Origin of the sequence: Gordonia zhaorongruii (assembly GCF_007559005.1) — a bacterium.
GTDB lineage: Bacteria > Actinomycetota > Actinomycetes > Mycobacteriales > Mycobacteriaceae > Gordonia > Gordonia zhaorongruii.
In genome coordinates this window covers 1,185,824-1,202,068 of the sequence record NZ_CP041763.1, presented here as the reverse complement: position 1 = coordinate 1,202,068, position 16,245 = coordinate 1,185,824, and the positions used below count along the sequence as shown (strand labels likewise).

The window sequence follows — 16,245 nt, the reverse complement described above, 5'->3', positions numbered from 1 at the left end:
ACCGAGGAGAGTACGGATGTTGCGGTGGCGGCGTGGTCAGTCGCGGGCGGTCAGTCGCGCGTGAGTCGCCGATGCGTCACGCGGTGCGGCCGCGCGGCGTCGGCACCGAGCCGTTCCACCTTGTTCGCTTCGTAGGCCTCGAAGTTTCCTTCGAACCAGAACCACTGCCCCTCTTCGACGTTGCCCTCCCAGGCCAGGATGTGGGTGCACGTGCGGTCGAGGAACCAACGGTCGTGCGAGATCACCACGGCGCAGCCGGGGAACTGCTCGAGAGCGTTCTCCAGCGAACTCAGGGTCTCGACGTCGAGGTCGTTAGTCGGCTCATCGAGGAGGATCAGGTTGCCGCCCTCCTTGAGGGTGAGCGCGAGGTTCAGGCGGTTGCGCTCACCGCCCGAGAGAACCTCGGCGGCCTTCTGCTGATCCGGACCCTTGAAGCCGAAGGCGCTCACGTACGCACGCGAGGGCATCTCGTTCTGGCCGACCTCGATGAAGTCGAGACCGTCCGAGACGACCTGCCACACCGTCTTCTTGGGATCGATGTTCGCGCGGTTCTGGTCCACGTAGCTGAGTTTGACCGTGTCGCCGACCTTCACGCTGCCCGAGTCGGGCTCCTCGAGTCCGACGATGGTCTTGAACAACGTCGTCTTACCGACACCGTTGGGGCCGATGACGCCGACGATGCCGTTGCGCGGCAGCGTGAACGACAGGTCCTTGATCAGCACGCGGTCGTCGAACCCCTTGTCGAGGTCCTTGACGTCGACCACCACGTTGCCCAGTCGCGGCGGCGTCGGAATCTGGATCTCCTCGAAGTCGAGCTTGCGCTGCTTCTCGGCTTCGGCGGCCATCTCCTCGTAGCGGCCCAGACGTGCCTTGTTCTTGGTCTGGCGGGCCTTGGATCCCGAGCGGACCCACGCGAGCTCCTCCTTGAGGCGCCGCTGCAGCTTCTGATCCTTCTTGCCCTGCACCTCGAGACGCTCGGCCTTCTTCTCCAGGTACGTCGAGTAGTTGCCCTCGTACGGGTGGAGCTGACCGCGGTCGACCTCACAGATCCACTGGGCGACGTGATCGAGGAAGTAGCGATCGTGCGTCACGGCGAGGACGGCGCCCGGGTAGTTCGAGAGGAACTGCTCGAGCCACAGCACCGACTCCGCGTCCAGGTGGTTAGTGGGCTCGTCGAGCAGCAGCAGATCGGGCTTGCTGAGCAGCAGCTTGCAGAGGGCGACGCGGCGGCGCTCACCACCGGACAGGTGGGTGACAGCGGAGTCGGCCGGCGGGCAGCGCAGCGCGTCCATGGCCTGCTCGATCTGGGAGTCGAGGTCCCACGCGTCGGCATTGTCCAGGTCCTCCTGGAGCTTGCCCATCTCCTCCATGAGTTCGTCGGAGTAGTCGGTGGCCATCAGTTCGGCGATCTCGTTGAAGCGAGCCAGCTTGACGCCGATCTCACCCATGCCCTCTTCGACGTTCTCCTTGACCGTCTTCTCCTCGTTGAGAGGCGGCTCCTGCAGGAGGATGCCGACGGTGGCCTCCGGGTCGAGGAACGCCTCACCGTTCGACGGCTGGTCCAGACCGGCCATGATCTTCAGGATCGACGACTTGCCGGCGCCGTTCGGTCCGACGACACCGATCTTCGCGCCCGGGTAAAAGCTCATGGTGACGTCGTCGAGGATCACCTTGTCGCCGTGCGCCTTGCGCACCTTCTTCATCGTGTAAATGAACTCAGCCACAGTTTTCTGTACTCCTACCTGCATGAATGCAGTTCGTCGGTGTCTTCGAGGTCAAGTGGAATCCGGCGTGGTCGCGCTTCGCGGAGCAGATCGACCGGGTATCGCCCTGACCACCAGCGTAAGCGACACCGGTCCCCGGCGGGTCCGGCCCCCTCGCCCGGAGACGTGCATCATCGAAGGACGCTGAGATCCCACCGGATGACGCGCGAAACGTGCGCGAATATTCCGGCCATCGGGTGTCATGTGTCACAATGGGAACGTTGCGTACGACAGAGTCGTTAGCCTCGTAGCTCACTGAGTACACAGCACGAACGGCTGCGTGGCAGCGCAGCAGGAAATGTCGGACAACGATTGGCCACGGGTTGAGCAAGCGCTTACAGATGAAGATCTGGCACCGGAAGCAGCGATACGCGATCCGGCGTCATCCTAATCTCAACCGTCTGTACCGCGTGGGCGTCGCCGTAGTGGGCACTCTTCTCATCCTGGCCGGCATCGCACTGATGCCCGTTCCCATCCCCGGACCCGCATGGGGCGCACTGTTCCTCGGCCTCGGCGCACTGTCGACCGAATTCGAGTGGGCGCACCGGCTCACCTCGTTCGTCATCCGTGCGATCCGCCGCTCGGCAGCGATCAGCTCGGCAGCCTGGAAGCGTTTCGATGCCTGGGCGCACCGGCACGTCGAACGACTCACCGGCGCTCGTCTCGTGCAGACCTGGTTGGATCACCAGCATTACCTGCAGAACGCTTACGCGTTCGCATAACTCGCGCTAGCTGCCGCTTCGCTCCTTCTCAGAACTGATCCCGCGCAGCATCGCGTTGTAGCGCTCCAATTCGGCGTCCTCGTCCCGTTCTTCCCGACGATCGAACCGACGGGCCACCTTCTCGTCCTGACGCCGCCACTGGATCAGCAGCGCCAGCATGACGAGCACCAACGGGAACTCGCCGGTTGCCCAGGCGATACCGCCGCCGGTTCGCTGGTCGGATGCCAGATCGAAGGCCCACGGATGCTGCAGTGAGCGGTAGTACTGCTCGGCGATGACCCCCGAGGTCATCATCAGCGCCACTCCGAAGAATGCGTGGAACGGCAGTGCTCCCCACACGATGCCGAGTTTGGCCACCGGGTTCAGCTGACGCGGGGCCGGATCGATGCCGATGACCAGCCAGTAGAACAGATATCCGCTGACGAGGAAGTGCAGATTCATCAGCAGGTGCGCCGAATGGTTCTCCACCACGACGTCGAACAACCCGCCCAGATACAGCACGTAGAAGCTGCCGACGAAGATGGTGATCACGATCAGCGGATGGGTGGCCACGCGCGAGAACTTGCTGTGCAGCGCCAGCAGGATCCACTCGCGCGGCCCGTCCGGGTTTCCGCGTCCTGCCGGCGGGATGGCCCGCAGCGCGAGCGTCAGCGGGCCACCGAGCACCAGCAGCACCGGCACCAGCATCGACAGCATCATGTGGCCCATCATGTGGACGCTGAACATGGCGGGGGCGTACTTGCCCATCCCCGACGACGTGGCGAACAGCAGCGCGAGACAGCCGAGCAGCCACGCCGCAGTGCGGCCGACCGGCCAGGAATCGCCGCGCTTGCGCAGGCGCAGCACGCCGCGCAGATAGACGATGGCGGCGATGACCGCTGCCGTGCCGAAGATGAGGTCGAACCGCCATTCGAAGAGGATCTTCGCGAGTGTCGGTGCACCGTCGAGGTCGTAGCCGATCGTGAGTTCCATCTGCGAGACGTCCGCGGTGGCGAGCACCGGCGGCGGGGTCCTCGAGAGTCCGGCGCCGAAGCCGAACGCCACCGCGAACGCGATCATCTCGACGGCGGCGAACCGCACGAACAACGACTTCCGGGGCGCATCTGTTCCCTCGAGTTCGGTGATCGTCACCTTGCGGTGCAGGCCGCCGATCACCCCCGCCACGGCGAACGCACCGACCTTGCCCAGCACGATCAGCCCGTAGGTCGTGGTGAACACCTGCTCCACCGACATGCGCACCAGAGCGTTGAACACGCCGCTGACACCGACGACGATCAGGCTCCAGAACGCGACCCGCGAGTACCGGCGGACGGCCAGCGTCCGCCACCGGCCGTCGCCGAACGCGTAGGCGACGACCACCAGGAGTCCGCCGGCCCAGGCGGCCGCGGCCACGATGTGCAGGATCAGGCTGTTCGTCGCCACGTCGTGCGCACCACCTGCCGACGAATGCCCCAAGAGAGCAGGGGGCATGAACGACAGGAAGGCGAGAGCGATCACCGCGAAACTCCAGCCCCACCGCAACGCCACACGCGCGATGACCGCCGCCGCCGCGGCGAAGATCGCGGTCCACAGCCAGTACCTCGTGTCGGCGACCTTGTCGTACGAGAGGAACAGGTTGTCCGGCTTCAGAGTTTCACCGAGCGGATGCCCGCTGACGTTCGACATGGACAGCGGAATCAGCAGCAGCGCACAGACCAGCCACGTGAGCATCGCCGCATAAGCCCACCGCATGGCCCGGAAACCGCCGACGTCGAGGTGACCGTTGTGCTGCGGCGGCACGAAGAACGCAGCGAAGATCGCGCACCCGAAACCGATCGCGGCACTCAGCTGGCCGACCACCGTGATCACCGGGATCCCGTATGTGGTGAGCGCACCGGCGTCCGGCACGCCCGCCAGTTGGAGCACCGTCGACGCCGAGGCAGCGGTCACGATGACGCCTGCGACAGCGCCGACCACCATCATCACGGCGATCATCACGCGCCGGATGCCCGACGGATCCCGCAGTCGGTCGCGGTCGATCTGCCCGCCCGAGGTCTTGGGGGCGGCCTGCGGGGACGTCGTTGACATGACTACATCGTAGGACCCGATATACTCGACCCTCGCCGGAGCATGGATGCTCGAGTCCGATGCGCCGGTACCCAGCCTCCGTAGCTCAGGTGGATAGAGCAAGGGCCTTCTAATCCCTAGGTCGCAGGTTCGAGTCCTGCCGGGGGCACCCTATCTGCGCTGGTAGAGACGATTCTACCGCCTAGCGTGCGATCAGTGTGTAATTCGGATCCACTGTGTCAACAGAAACGGCCCCGGTCGGTGCGTGAACACCTGACCAGGGCCTACGGCACAACCGGAGGCGAGTCCGATGCACCGCAGCAACATTCTATCCGTCGCGATCGGCCTGGCGTACGTCGCGCTCGGCTTCGTAGTCACCACGGCGACCTTGTACGGCATCGCGGAGCTCGCGTGGTCGCTCGGCCTGTACGGGGCGATCTCATGACCTCGTACACGAAGCGCTGCTGCCGATGCCTAGAACGGAAGCCGCGCAGCGAGTTCTACACGTCCAGCCGGCCGAGCAGCGACGGGCTACTAGGGCACTGCAAAGAGTGCGACAAGGCGCAGAAGCGGTCGCGACCCGAGCAGCAGCGGCGAGAAGCGAGTCGGCGGCGCTACAAGGCGCACCGCGACGAGATCATCGCCAGCAAGAGGGAATACGCGCTGCGACCCGAGGTCCAGGCACGCGAGCGTGACCTGAACTGGATGCGGGCTTTCGTGTTCCGGATGGGGTTCGAGCGGCGGATCGACGAGTGGGACGAGTTCCAGCCGTACGACCTGCGGATGTCTCGTGACGGTGAATGGCTTCAGGAGCAGACCCGATGAGCCGCGACGACCTACTCGACCAAGTCGTCGATCTTATCCGCTCCGTCGACCTCTGCGACCTCACCGAACGTGAGCTGACCGTGTTGATGTCGGCGCTCCAGTTCATCGCACCGACCAGAACCCCCGTATTGCGGCTCGTCTGAGCCAGCCTCGACGGTGAACGGCGGGTTCGATTCCCGCCCGAGGCGCCTGGTCGTTCTTGCAGAGCCCGACCTAAACCAGCCTGCTCCCAGTAGCTCAGTCGACGCCTGGGACGTCGCCACCGCAATCGGCCGAACGTGGTGCCATGACTCAACGCGCGCTGTCTCAGCGGGCGCTAGCTGTCGTGGCCTGACGCGATATTGGCACGGTTCGTGGGTCGATTCCGGCGATGGGGTTCAACGCTCCGGCACCCGTATGGGTTCCTTTGCTCTGACTTCACTGGAGACAAGCGGCGACCAGCAGAAACGCTCGTATTGCCCCACTGGCGGGGTCGGCCCTAAGGGGGTGGGGTGCCGCTAGAACGACATAGCGGCGTATCCGTCCACAGATCTGAATGTGTTGGGGTCATTCCCGGCCCCCCCTGAGTGCCACAGAGAGCGACGAACAGCCTCCAGATGGGTAAGTGGTGCCGAAACGCAAAGAAGGCCCCCGTTGATGGCGCCCGTTGATGGCGACCCACGCCTCCTGCTACCCGGTTGCCCTACGTCGACCCGTGGACAGTAGTGAGAATGAGCGGCCCGCCAGCCGGTGGAAACCTGCGGGAAACCCAGACTGACGAACCGCTCACGTCCAGTATCCCAGCATATGGGATAAATGTCCACACAGCGGCGTGCGTGTGTGAAAGCCATTCCCGGGGGTCCGCCATTAGAGATCAAGTAGTACAGGACTACATGATCAAGCCGAGGCCGACCGACTACGCGAATAAGTTCGAATTGAGCGATGCGCCCCATGTGGTGCACAGCTCTGTGTGTGAAATCGCCTATGGCGGGCTCGGCGTGCCCCGGACCCCTAAAGGGCAACCTACCCAGAGGGGGGAGGGGGGATCAGAGAGAGAGGCCGCCTATGTCGTGGTAGGCGGGCCCGGTACCCCCGAGGGCACCCCCGCCAGTCCCCCGTCGACGCTACGACGTGGTCTGACTACGTCGTAGCGCAGAAGCGCGGGCCACCAAACTCCACAAGGAGTTGATGGCCCGCGCGTTGGGCTGCCGGTTGGTTAGGCGACGTTGTTGACGGTGAATTTGCCGATGCGGTCGGCGTGGACGACGGATGCACCGAACCGCCAGGTAGCGCGCAGTCCGATCGAGTCGCTGGTGAAGTAGACCTGATCGGATTGCTGGACGTTGACGGTGCCGACTGCACTCACTACTGCACTCTTGTCGATCACGAGGCCCGTGTTGGTCGGTGCTGCTGCGCTCACGATCACCGGGACGTCGAGCAGGAAGCGTTCGGCATCATGTGTGCCCGCTCCGATGAGACTCTGGTTGGATCCTGTGCCGATCTTCAGCTTCCTCAGCTCGGCCCACGCGGTGGGACTCAGCACGATGGTCTGTGCCTCGGTGTGTCCGCCGTTGACTGCCAGCTCGGCGAGCAGGTCGACCAACGCGTCGAGTGATGCGTCCACGTCACCGCCATCAACGATGCCTGCCACGTTGAGCAGGCCGGCCGGCGGGGTGACGGCCGGGCTGACCGGGGCCACCTGGCTGATGTAGGCCAGGTTGGCTGCAGTGGTCACGGCCCGGCTAACCGACTGCGACAGGAGTTCGGCAGCATTGGGCTGTACGAACTGTTCGCGACTCAGGCGTACCAGTTCGGCCAGTTTACCTGTGAACACGGTGGCCTCGGCCAGTTCGGGTGCGGCCTCGCTGATCTCTGCGCCCTCAGCCACAAACCCGGCGGTCGCGTCATTGACCCACGGCACGCGGCATGCGACGGCGTCCCCTTCGACGACTCCTGCGACGCTCGACGTCTGGAGAATGAGCGCCTCCGGGACAGCGTCTGCTGGGAGGATGGCGCGGACGTCGGGACTCCAGCTGGAGGCGGACGTTCCGGTGGTGTTGGTAGCCATGGTGGCTCCTTCGGTTGGGCTCCCGAACGCGGGAAACGCGCCCCGGGAGCAGTTGTGTGCTCTAACCGGGGCGCGTCACGCTAACCCACCCTGAGTCCGCCGCGAGCTGGACTCGGGTCTATTATACCCCGTTTACGCGGGCGTGAACGCATCAGACCAACCATTGCCCTTGTGCCGCCACGCCTCGTTCATCACCCGGCCCTCGGTTGGCACAACTCCGGGGCGGCGTGCTGGTTGCAGCCCGAGGGTGTTCGCGGCGTCGTCGGCAGCTGCACGTACTGCGGCCGGGTCCACGGTGCCGTCGTCGGCTAGAAGACTGTCGACGGTGGCACCGTTCGACCACAGCGCTACCGGGTTCGCGATCGACTCCCCGGCGATGCGTTCGATCTCGGCCTGCCGCATCGCGTTCAGCTGCTCAAGAAGCTGATCGCGGTAACTCTCCGTCTCTCGCAGTTTCACGCGATACGCGGCCTCACGCCTGCTCGGATTCTCGGTGTCCTGATCCTCGGTGGTGTCGGTAGAGTCCGTCTCCGTGGCAGCCAGGGCAGTGTCTGGTGCCTCCTGGTCGATGCTCTCGTCGGCGGTCTCGGTGTCGTTGATCTGGTCACTCATTGGGTTCTCCATTTTCTGTGGTGGTGGTGTGGTTGTCATAGCGGCACGATCGGATCCAATCCCCGATGTCGTCCCAAGCGATCCCTTGCCGTCGTGCGTGCGAGGCGGCGAACCCGTTGGTCACGGTGGCCCCGTTGGTGAGGATGAACAGGCGCTCATCGAGATCGAACGTCTGCAAGTACGCGATCGCGTCGTCCTGCTTCGATTCCATAAACAGTGCGCAGACGGTCAGGTACGCGTCAACGGCGTCCTCGTGGGACATCGGCGGCGTCACCGGGTCACTTCCTCGACAGCGTCCGCGAGCTCGTTCGCTAGGTCGATCGCCTGCCCCGGAGTGACTGCTATGACGAGCTCGCGGAAACAGGTGACGATGACATCGCCGGCGCGACCTGCTGTGGCCGTGGGTCGGGAGACTCCACGCGCCTGAAGTGCCGCGTTTGGCATCAGGCCACCTCCTCGACGGCGGGACGGCGGGACTCGATTACATCGCACGCCTCGACGATCTGCCGAGCCAGCATGATCGCCTTGTCTGGGGTGATGTACATCATCAGGCCCGCGAAGTGGAGTCGCACTTGGTCACGCTCGCGATCGACTGCAGCGCGAACTGTGGCTACCGAGTGCACGAGTCCGCCGGGGTCGTCGTTGCAGTGTTTCTTCCTACTCATCTGTTTCTCTTTCTTCTTGTGCCCGGTGGATCGGGCAGTGTCGGTGGGGCCATTTCGTGAGGTAGCTGCAGTTCGGATGCAGGCACCAGCGCGGTTCGGGGCGGTCGGTGTCGGTCACGTCTCGCCCCGATCGAGTACCGGGGATCGGCCAGCCCACACCATCGAGTGCGGGTTCGGTTCGACCTTCGAGAGCTCGGCGCACTGGTCGAGACCTGGGCACGACTTGCAGAGCGTGACGGCCGCCCGATGCCGGCGGACCACAGCCTCGTGAGGCTCGCCCCAATCCTGGGGATCAAACAGGTCCGGTCGGTTCTGGCACGGGAGCGGACCGACGTCGAACTTCGGTTGCCCGCGGAGGACCACCTCCATCAGGTCGACCCACTCCGGGTGGCCGTCGTGCTCAGACATCGCGCCTCCCGAGCACGTCGATTGGTTCGAGACCGTGGACGGCGTACAGCCACCGCCGGACGGTCGACACGATGCGGGTCACCGGATGGCCTTCGCCGTCGACCTGTAGAGATCCACGACGCGTTCTGCGGCGTCACGGTTGGCGTAGCTGCCATCAATCAGGACAACCACGTCCCACCCGCCGCGGTCGTTCTGCTGGGTGCGGATCGCGTGGGGGCGGCGCATCCATGACCGGCGCTCGGTGAGTAGCCGCATGAGTCTGTGGAAGTCGTGGTTCATGCCGCACCGCCCCGAAAGATGACGACGGCACAGTCTGATACGGGTGCCTCGGTGTCGTGAAGACGGTCCACGGCGGTCACGTACGGCGACCCGGTGCAGACGATCACCTCGACCCCGGAGGCGAGTGCTTCTCCGATTGCCGCGGAGCTCTCGATACTGCGCAGGGCGGCGTCCGTACCGATGTATGGCTCCCAGGTGAGGACGCGGTTACCGTCGGCGTCCTGCCAGCGGCGAGGGTGGTCGCATGCCACACCCCAGTCGCGGCGGGTGAAGCAGGTGAGTCCGCGGATGGTGCGGCGGCACGGCTTGACGGTCCACCGTGGGCATTTGCAGGCTGGCTCGTAGCCGGTCCACGGGGTGAGTCCGTACATCTCGCGCATGAGGTGCAGGTGCTCGGTTCTGATCATGGCGGTGCTGAGCGCAGACCCCTTGGTGGGAAGTACTACTGGTACTGAAGATGAATTTGTCATGATGGTCTCCTTGGTCTAGGTAGGGGTGTTGCGTTGTTGCGTTGTTGGCTTTGACCTGGTGTTACGTGTGCGTTCTTGGGTGCGTTGTTGGTGCGTTCTTGGGAGGCGTCTGCGTTGTTGGATCGGGTTGCGTTGTTGGCTCAAGAACGCACAAGAACGCAGCCAACAACGCAGACGTTTCCGCAGGTCAAGCCCAACAACGCAACAACGCAGAACTACTGGTTAACGGTCAGCGGCTCGCCAGTACCAGGGGCCCGGCACAACGGGATGGGTAGCCTCGATGTAGCGGTTGTGGATTGCCTCGGTACGCGCCCGTCCGACCTTGTTCTCCGACCAGCGAGTCTTACTCGGACCCTTCCCGGTGGTGAGCAACAGAGTTACTTCCGTCGCCAACATCCATCCGTCGCTGTCCTGCTCGGCTGAATCGAGAAGCTTCACGAGATCGCCTACACAGCCATCCAGACGCTCAATCTCGGCTTCATCTTCTGCCACCTGGGACTGTGCAGCCATAACGGAGAACAGTTTCTTAGCGGACAGTTTCCCGGCACCTGCAGCCCTGGCGATGGTCGTCGTGACGCCGTGACCCATATCGACTGTTTCAATCGTGTACAGGTCCACGGGTTCGGCGTCGCTGCAGATGTTGGATTTCTCCACGCCGACCGCTAGCCGTCCTTCCTCGTCACGTTGGGCGAGAATGTTCAGCCGTACCTTCTGCCGGATCTGTCCTGACAGTCCGACTGCACCGCGTGTACCTGATTGGGTGTCCCGGTTGGTGTGACCGAGTGCTAGGACTGCAGCGTTCTTCTTCCGCGCGTATCGCGCCCACTCCCCGAACACTTCTCTCCACTCAGAGTGCTTGGGGAGGTGTCCACGGGCGACTGTGGCGGCGTCGGCGATACCGTCTACAACAACTAGTGAGATGTCGGGGAGATCTTCGGTGAGCATCCGACCGGGGCCGGGGATACCGGGTTCAAACTCTCCATCTTCGGAGACGTTGGACAGGATCACGTACGTCATATCGACGCCGGCGCATTCGAGCCGTCCCCGCAGCGTGTCTTCCCATCCGTCCTCGGTGAAGATCAATACGACGTACTCGCAGCGCGCGGTAACTTCCTGCACCTGGAGTACCCACCAGGTGGATTTTCCGATGCCCTCTTCCCCGTACAGGTAGGTGACGTGGCCGCGTGCGAGACGGTCGGGGATTAGCCAATCGGTGGGGCGGGACTCTGGTGCTTTGTCTGCATAGATCCATCCCGCGGGGAGGTCAGCACGGTGCAGTGCCATGACTTCGCGGGCGGTGGGCGAGATGTGTCCGATCATCGCAGCCACTTCCATCGCGGTGTCAGCTCGCCGAGGAGACTGCAGGTCTCGTTGCGGTGGATACCCTGGTCGGCTTCACGGCATCCGCAGTCGGAGCGGTCTGGATATTTCACGTCGTAAATGCAGTGGTGCATCCACGGGTCGGTGATCCACTTCCCGCAGCCCTGTGAGCATTCGATGGGTTCGAGTCGTTGTGCGGCCTCGATGCGGTAGACATATCCGGAATCGGGCGTATACTTAGTCACTAGGGTGTTCTCTTTCCAAGAACCGTCGCTCTCAGCCCGAGCGGCGGTTCTTTTTTGTGTCAGGAGACGGTGAGCAGTGCCCCTGATGCGCGCTCGAACCTCTGTGAGGTGGGGCGCATTCAGGTGTGGTGCTGGACTAGGCGGGCAGACCGAACTGTCGGCGGGCGCGCGACGCGTCAGCGCGGCGGGTGGCCTCATTGCCGACCGGGTCGGGCAATCGGGTGCTGCCGGCGTTCCCGAGAAGCTGCTCGCGGACCTCGCCGATGTTGAAGCGGATGAGCTTCGGCCCGATCCGGTGACCGGTGATGAGGCCCGCGGCGACGTAGCGACGGACGGTGCGGTAACTGATGCCAAACTCGCGGGCGATGTCACTGAGGGTGGCGGAGTAATCCGGATTTGCGCCGGCGGGTACGGTCATGGGGGACTCCTGTGTGGGTCTATCTGGATGGGCGCCCCAGGGGGTTGCGCGACGAACGCCGTTGCAGCGGCATGCGTCTCCCCTTGGGGTGGCCTCGTTATCGTCGGGCCTGGACGTGAGTGGTGTTGTCCGGCAACTGGTGCCGTCCTTGTCCTCTCGGTGATGCATGTTCAGCTTATTGGCAATTTCGCATGTTCCCTCAACACACCGCACTTTCCCGATCCGCCTGGCTGCACGTGTGGCCGCGAAACGTCTCCACACGTCCTCCACGCACGTCCAGAACCGCCCCAGGCGACATGAAACGCGGACCAACTGTGCGGAATGCCCGTCGAGTCGTAGCGGATGACCTGCGGAAACGTCGCGAATCGTCGCGAACTGGGAGGAACGGGAGGGGTAAGGGGACCGGAGGTGAGGTTAGGATCGCCGGTGAAAGTCTCGACTACTGGTTTAGAGTTTTGTCCTCGACGACGAGCGCAGACATGGCTGCAGCGATCACCGCGTCACGCTCCAGGGCAGCGTTCTGGTAACGCATGGCGGCATCGACTGTGGAGTGCCCGAGCCTCGCCATAGTCTCCGCAGTCGTCCCACCGACACGGGCCGCGATCGTCCCCGAGAAATGGCGCAGCGCGTGCGGGGTGAGTCCGGGGCGCCCGATCTTCTTCGCGGCACGCGTGAACGATTTCCGATACGACTGGTCCAGCAGGTGACCGCCATCAGCAGCAGGGAACAGCAGCGACTCCCCCGACTTGCCGGTGTGCTGCGCCAGGTGGGCGGCCACCGCGGGCCGGATGTGGGGCGGGATGGTGACGTGCCGGATCTCGCCTGACTTGGTGGGCTGCACGATGAATTCGCCGTCACGGTAGGTGACGCCGCGTGCCACGGTGAGGACGCCGGTATCGGTGTCGATGTCCTTGCGGCGGAGTTCGGTGGTCTCCCCATATCGGAGACCGCACCAGGCTGCCAGGAGAACGGACGCGGAGAGCTCCGGCGGCATGGCTGAAGCGAGCAACGCCACCTCGTCACGGTCCCGTGTAGCGGCCAGTATGACCGGCTCCTTCTTCCTCTTGGCGTGCATGGCGCCGCGAATGTGGACGGGATTCGCCGGTATCAGGCCATCCTCCACCGCCGTGGACATGATGGCGTGCAGGAGCTGATAACAGTGCGCGTTCCGGGTGGGGTGGTCGGTACCGAGCTTCGAGTACCAGCGGCGCACGGCATCGGGGGTAAGTGTGGCGACGGCGATGGTTCCGAGGGTCGGCTCGATGTGGAGACGCAGGAGCGCCCGGTACCCGGATTCGGTGCGCGGTCTCAGCTTGCGGTGGGTGGTCCAGGTGTCGGCGTACTCAGCCAGCGTGAGCCCGCCTTGATCGTTCCGCTTGGCCGGCGGTTGCCACTCCCCCCGCTCCAGTTTGATCCGTTCGGTGTGCAGCCACGCCTCGGCATCCATCTTCGACGTGAATGTGCGGGGCGCCTTGTGTCGGACGAGATCATCGCCGACGTAGGAGGCCTGGAAGCGCTTCGAGGGGAGTTTGCGGATGTGCCCCCATCCCCGGTGACCCGGCTTGCCTGCCATCTTCGCGTCCTGTTCCGTGCGATGCAACTGTTATCCGCGTGTTTCCCAAAGACTCTGGTGTCCGCTGGTGTCCATAGTGTAGCGTGGTGCCTTACCAGCTACAACGGCCATAAACCGAGGTAGAGGGAACAGTGGCACCGGATTCCGCGACAGGTTCGAGTCCTGCCGGGGGCACCACCATACGTGCAGGTAGTCTGATTTCGACCCGATGACCAGCGACAATAATCGGCGCGGGCTGCATGGGCGACCGTGCTGATTGCGTTTGGCGCTGCGGCGATCGCACGACTCGGGGTCGTTCCTCAGCCGAACGTGAACGTGTAGACGGCGACGCCGTCGGGGATCTCGAACGTCAGCGTGCGGTCGCGGTCGCCGCCGTCGGCCAGCCGGTACAGGCGCGGCACGCCCGACACGTCGACACTGCGATCGGGGCGCCCATCCTGGTGGACCACGACGCGACCCGACCCGGCGAGCACGGCGTTCACATCGTCGGCGGTGCTCACCAAGCGAACCCGCGCGCCCGAGCGCGCGATCACCGACTCGTCGGTCACCTCGAATCGGCCGGACAGGCTGAACGTGTCGGCGGGCTGCGAGTCGCCGAAGGTGAAGTCACGGGTGCCGACCTCGAGCGCTTCCGATCCCGCGTACGATCCCGCGGAGCGGCTCGATGACAGGTACATCTCCGGCGACTGCGCACCGGTCGGCACGGCGTCGTCCTTGGTGTCGACCGGAGCAGGCAGCGTCACGTTCGGGTTCGCGTCCTTGAGGAGAGTCCGGATGTCGGCCTCCACCTCGTCGTACCGTCCTTCGCCGAAGCTGGCGGCGCGGATCTCACCGCGCCCGTCGATCAGGTACTTCGCCGGCCAGTACCGGTTGGCGAAGGCGTTCCAGATCGCATAGTCGTTGTCCTGCACCACCGGGTAGTCGATGTGCTCGTCGCCGATCGCCGCCGCGACGTTGCCGCCGTCCTTCTCGAACGCGAACTCGGGGGTGTGCACACCGACCACCACAAGGCCTGCGTCGCGGTACGCGTCGTACCATCGGCGCACGTGTGGACCGTCGCGCAGACAGTTGATGCACGAATACGTCCAGAAGTCGACGAGGACAACCTTGTTCGCGAGATCGGCCCGGGTCAGCGGCGCGCCGTCGGCGGTGTTGAACCACGTGCCGCCGCCGTCGAATCCGGGTGAGGTGCCACAGTCGGCGAGACCGGAGCCCTCCCCGACGCACGCCCCGGCGCCACCTGTGTCGCGCCCCAATGCAGTGTCCACGGCGTCCGACTTCGACAGCGCACGATCGGCGGCCGCCGTGTATCCGGGCAGCGCGGCCTGCAGGCGCGCGGGCGCGTCGAAGGCGAGTGCCACGGCCAGCGCGATCAACACGACGCCGCCGACGATCCGGAACGTGCGCTGCCGACTCCGGTAGGCGGCGAGCCGATGGCCCAACCGCTCGCCCGCCGTCGCGAACACCGCGAGCGGCAGGGCCGCACCGACGGCGAAGGCGACCGTCAGAACCACGGTGCGCCAACCGATCTGGCCTGTCGCGCCGGCCACTGCGATCGCGGCGAGGACCGGTCCCGCGCATGGCACGTACAGCGTGCCCAATCCGATGCCGAGCAGGTAGGGCCCGCCCTTCTCCGACGGCTTCGTCCACGCCGGGATCCGCGCGAACGGACGCTCCAGCGCGTGCGCGATCGGCGGAACGACGAGGCCGACGCCGATCGCCACCAACAACACGATGCCCGTCCACCGCAGAAACGAGTCGGGCAGACCGAGCGCACTCAGGAGCAGCGTCCCGAACAGGGAGATCACGCTGAAGCTGGTCACGATGCCCGCGATAATAAGCGGCGTGCGCAGCCGACTCCTCGGCGGAGCCTTCGGCGGCGCAAGGGTCGTCGTGCCTGCCGAGCTCGTATCCCCTTCTGGTGCACAGCCGTTCGCAGTGCGTCCCGATCCGCTCGTCACGAACACGATGGGCAGCATCGGCAGCACACACGGCGACACACCCGTCACCAGTCCACCGGCCAGCCCGACCAGAATCACCGACAGCACGACTTCTCCTCCGTTTCGCGGGCCCACATCGTGTGAGCCCCTACATCTGGAGTTCGACGCGGCGCAGCCCGCGGATGGGTCGCGCAAGTCGATTCAGGGGACCGGGAACGACACGACCATCGACGACGTCGGCTCCGGCGAGCCGTCCATCGGCTCCACCGACAACGCGACGTCCACCGGCGTGCCCATCTCGGTCATCATCACCGACGACTCGTCGCCTGCCCGCACCACTCCGGCGCTCTTGACCTGATCGTCCACCGTGATCCACACCTGATAGCCCATGTTCGGATCGACGCCGGGCAGTCCGTCCACCGACACGACCGTCGCCCGCATGGACGGCGAGTACATCGCGGCGACCGATCCGTCGCCGACCTCACCGGTCGCCTTACGCATGTCCGGGGCCGCCAGCACCTGGTTCATGGTGCCGTCCTGTGAGGTCGAGGGCTGCGCGATCGCGGGCTGCGCGTCGTCACGGTGGTTCGCCCAGACGACGACGGACACGCTCACGACGACGGCCACCGCGGCGGCGACCACGACGGCGGCAAATGCGGCGGGCGACCATCTCCGTCGCTGCGGCTCGTCGTCGACCGCAGCCAGGACCCGACTGCGCAGGTCGTCGTCGACGGCCTCCTCCTCGACCGACAACGACGCGGCGGTCTCGGTCAACGCGTCCAGTTCGGCGCGGCACTGCGCACATCGGTCGACGTGACGCATCAGGCGTCGTCGTTCGACGTCGTCCACAGCCTCAACCGCGAGAGCGCCGAGCAGGTCGACGGGGTGGCCGTCGGGTTTCGATGCCATGTC

19 protein-coding genes and 1 tRNA gene are annotated in these 16,245 nt (G+C 64.9%); 5 read left to right on the top strand and 15 right to left on the bottom strand.

Going from position 1 to position 16,245, the window contains the following annotated elements; all coding sequences use genetic code 11:
* Nucleotides 1-50: 50 nt before the first annotated feature.
* A complete protein-coding gene (gene ettA / locus FO044_RS05455; RefSeq protein WP_132993720.1) occupies nucleotides 51-1,724 on the bottom strand; it encodes an energy-dependent translational throttle protein EttA in 1,674 nt (557 codons plus the stop codon).
* A gap of 380 nt (nucleotides 1,725-2,104) precedes the next feature.
* Between ettA and FO044_RS05450 the strand changes: the two genes are divergently transcribed.
* Nucleotides 2,105-2,485, top strand: coding sequence for a PGPGW domain-containing protein (locus FO044_RS05450; RefSeq protein ID WP_165943102.1), 381 nt, complete (start codon nucleotides 2,105-2,107; stop codon nucleotides 2,483-2,485).
* 6 nt (nucleotides 2,486-2,491) lie between these two features.
* On the opposite strand, the gene FO044_RS05445 is transcribed toward FO044_RS05450, so the two are convergent.
* Entirely contained in the window at nucleotides 2,492-4,552 is a 2,061-nt protein-coding gene (locus FO044_RS05445; protein WP_143965390.1) for a bifunctional copper resistance protein CopD/cytochrome c oxidase assembly protein, read from the bottom strand.
* Between the two features lie 74 nt (nucleotides 4,553-4,626).
* Between FO044_RS05445 and FO044_RS05440 the strand changes: the two genes are divergently transcribed.
* From FO044_RS05440 to FO044_RS15025, 4 genes are all read left to right on the top strand, one after another.
* Nucleotides 4,627-4,700, top strand: a tRNA-Arg gene (locus FO044_RS05440).
* Between the two features lie 141 nt (nucleotides 4,701-4,841).
* The gene (locus tag FO044_RS15220; RefSeq protein WP_280525865.1) at nucleotides 4,842-4,976 is read left to right on the top strand and encodes a hypothetical protein; all 135 of its coding nucleotides are present in this window, start codon (nucleotides 4,842-4,844) and stop codon (nucleotides 4,974-4,976) included.
* Nucleotides 4,973-5,356: a hypothetical protein gene (locus FO044_RS05435; protein ID WP_143965389.1), complete on the top strand. Its 384-nt coding sequence runs from the start codon at nucleotides 4,973-4,975 to the stop codon at nucleotides 5,354-5,356. The genes FO044_RS15220 and FO044_RS05435 overlap by 4 nt, the downstream gene beginning before the upstream one ends.
* Nucleotides 5,353-5,499, top strand: coding sequence for a hypothetical protein (locus tag FO044_RS15025; RefSeq protein ID WP_186290591.1), 147 nt, complete (start codon nucleotides 5,353-5,355; stop codon nucleotides 5,497-5,499). The genes FO044_RS05435 and FO044_RS15025 overlap by 4 nt, the downstream gene beginning before the upstream one ends.
* Nucleotides 5,500-6,551: 1,052 nt before the next feature.
* Here FO044_RS15025 and FO044_RS05430 read toward each other — a convergent pair.
* The 13 genes from FO044_RS05430 to FO044_RS05375 form a co-directional block, all read right to left on the bottom strand.
* Nucleotides 6,552-7,403 (bottom strand): phage major capsid protein, encoded by an 852-nt coding sequence (locus tag FO044_RS05430; RefSeq protein ID WP_143965388.1) that lies wholly within the window; start codon nucleotides 7,401-7,403, stop codon nucleotides 6,552-6,554.
* A 132-nt stretch (nucleotides 7,404-7,535) separates the two neighbouring features.
* Nucleotides 7,536-8,015, bottom strand: a complete 480-nt coding sequence (locus FO044_RS05425; protein ID WP_143965387.1) for a hypothetical protein — start codon at nucleotides 8,013-8,015, stop codon at nucleotides 7,536-7,538.
* Complete coding sequence (locus FO044_RS05420; protein ID WP_143965386.1) at nucleotides 8,008-8,289, bottom strand: hypothetical protein; 282 nt, start codon at nucleotides 8,287-8,289, stop codon at nucleotides 8,008-8,010. The genes FO044_RS05425 and FO044_RS05420 overlap by 8 nt, the downstream gene beginning before the upstream one ends.
* A complete protein-coding gene (locus FO044_RS15020) occupies nucleotides 8,286-8,459 on the bottom strand; it encodes a hypothetical protein (protein ID WP_186290590.1) in 174 nt (57 codons plus the stop codon). Before FO044_RS15020 ends, FO044_RS05420 begins: the two co-directional genes overlap by 4 nt.
* A complete protein-coding gene (locus FO044_RS05415; RefSeq protein ID WP_143965385.1) occupies nucleotides 8,459-8,680 on the bottom strand; it encodes a hypothetical protein in 222 nt (73 codons plus the stop codon). Before FO044_RS05415 ends, FO044_RS15020 begins: the two co-directional genes overlap by 1 nt.
* 114 nt (nucleotides 8,681-8,794) lie before the next feature.
* A complete protein-coding gene (locus FO044_RS05410) occupies nucleotides 8,795-9,088 on the bottom strand; it encodes a hypothetical protein (RefSeq protein ID WP_143965384.1) in 294 nt (97 codons plus the stop codon).
* A gap of 78 nt (nucleotides 9,089-9,166) precedes the next feature.
* Complete coding sequence (locus tag FO044_RS05405; RefSeq protein ID WP_143965383.1) at nucleotides 9,167-9,367, bottom strand: hypothetical protein; 201 nt, start codon at nucleotides 9,365-9,367, stop codon at nucleotides 9,167-9,169.
* Entirely contained in the window at nucleotides 9,364-9,837 is a 474-nt protein-coding gene (locus FO044_RS05400; RefSeq protein WP_143965382.1) for a hypothetical protein, read from the bottom strand. The genes FO044_RS05405 and FO044_RS05400 overlap by 4 nt, the downstream gene beginning before the upstream one ends.
* A gap of 222 nt (nucleotides 9,838-10,059) precedes the next feature.
* Entirely contained in the window at nucleotides 10,060-11,157 is a 1,098-nt protein-coding gene (locus tag FO044_RS05395) for an AAA family ATPase (protein ID WP_186290589.1), read from the bottom strand.
* A 381-nt stretch (nucleotides 11,158-11,538) separates the two neighbouring features.
* Nucleotides 11,539-11,820, bottom strand: coding sequence for a helix-turn-helix domain-containing protein (locus tag FO044_RS15015; protein ID WP_186290588.1), 282 nt, complete (start codon nucleotides 11,818-11,820; stop codon nucleotides 11,539-11,541).
* A 439-nt stretch (nucleotides 11,821-12,259) separates the two neighbouring features.
* Nucleotides 12,260-13,393: a tyrosine-type recombinase/integrase gene (locus FO044_RS05385; RefSeq protein ID WP_143965380.1), complete on the bottom strand. Its 1,134-nt coding sequence runs from the start codon at nucleotides 13,391-13,393 to the stop codon at nucleotides 12,260-12,262.
* Nucleotides 13,394-13,692: 299 nt separating this feature from the next.
* Nucleotides 13,693-15,441 carry a cytochrome c biogenesis protein DipZ gene (locus FO044_RS05380; protein WP_143965379.1) on the bottom strand — a complete coding sequence of 583 codons (1,749 nt, stop codon included), beginning with the start codon at nucleotides 15,439-15,441 and terminating at the stop codon, nucleotides 13,693-13,695.
* Nucleotides 15,442-15,534: 93 nt separating this feature from the next.
* A complete protein-coding gene (locus FO044_RS05375) occupies nucleotides 15,535-16,242 on the bottom strand; it encodes an anti-sigma factor (RefSeq protein ID WP_143965378.1) in 708 nt (235 codons plus the stop codon).
* Nucleotides 16,243-16,245 lie beyond the last annotated feature (3 nt).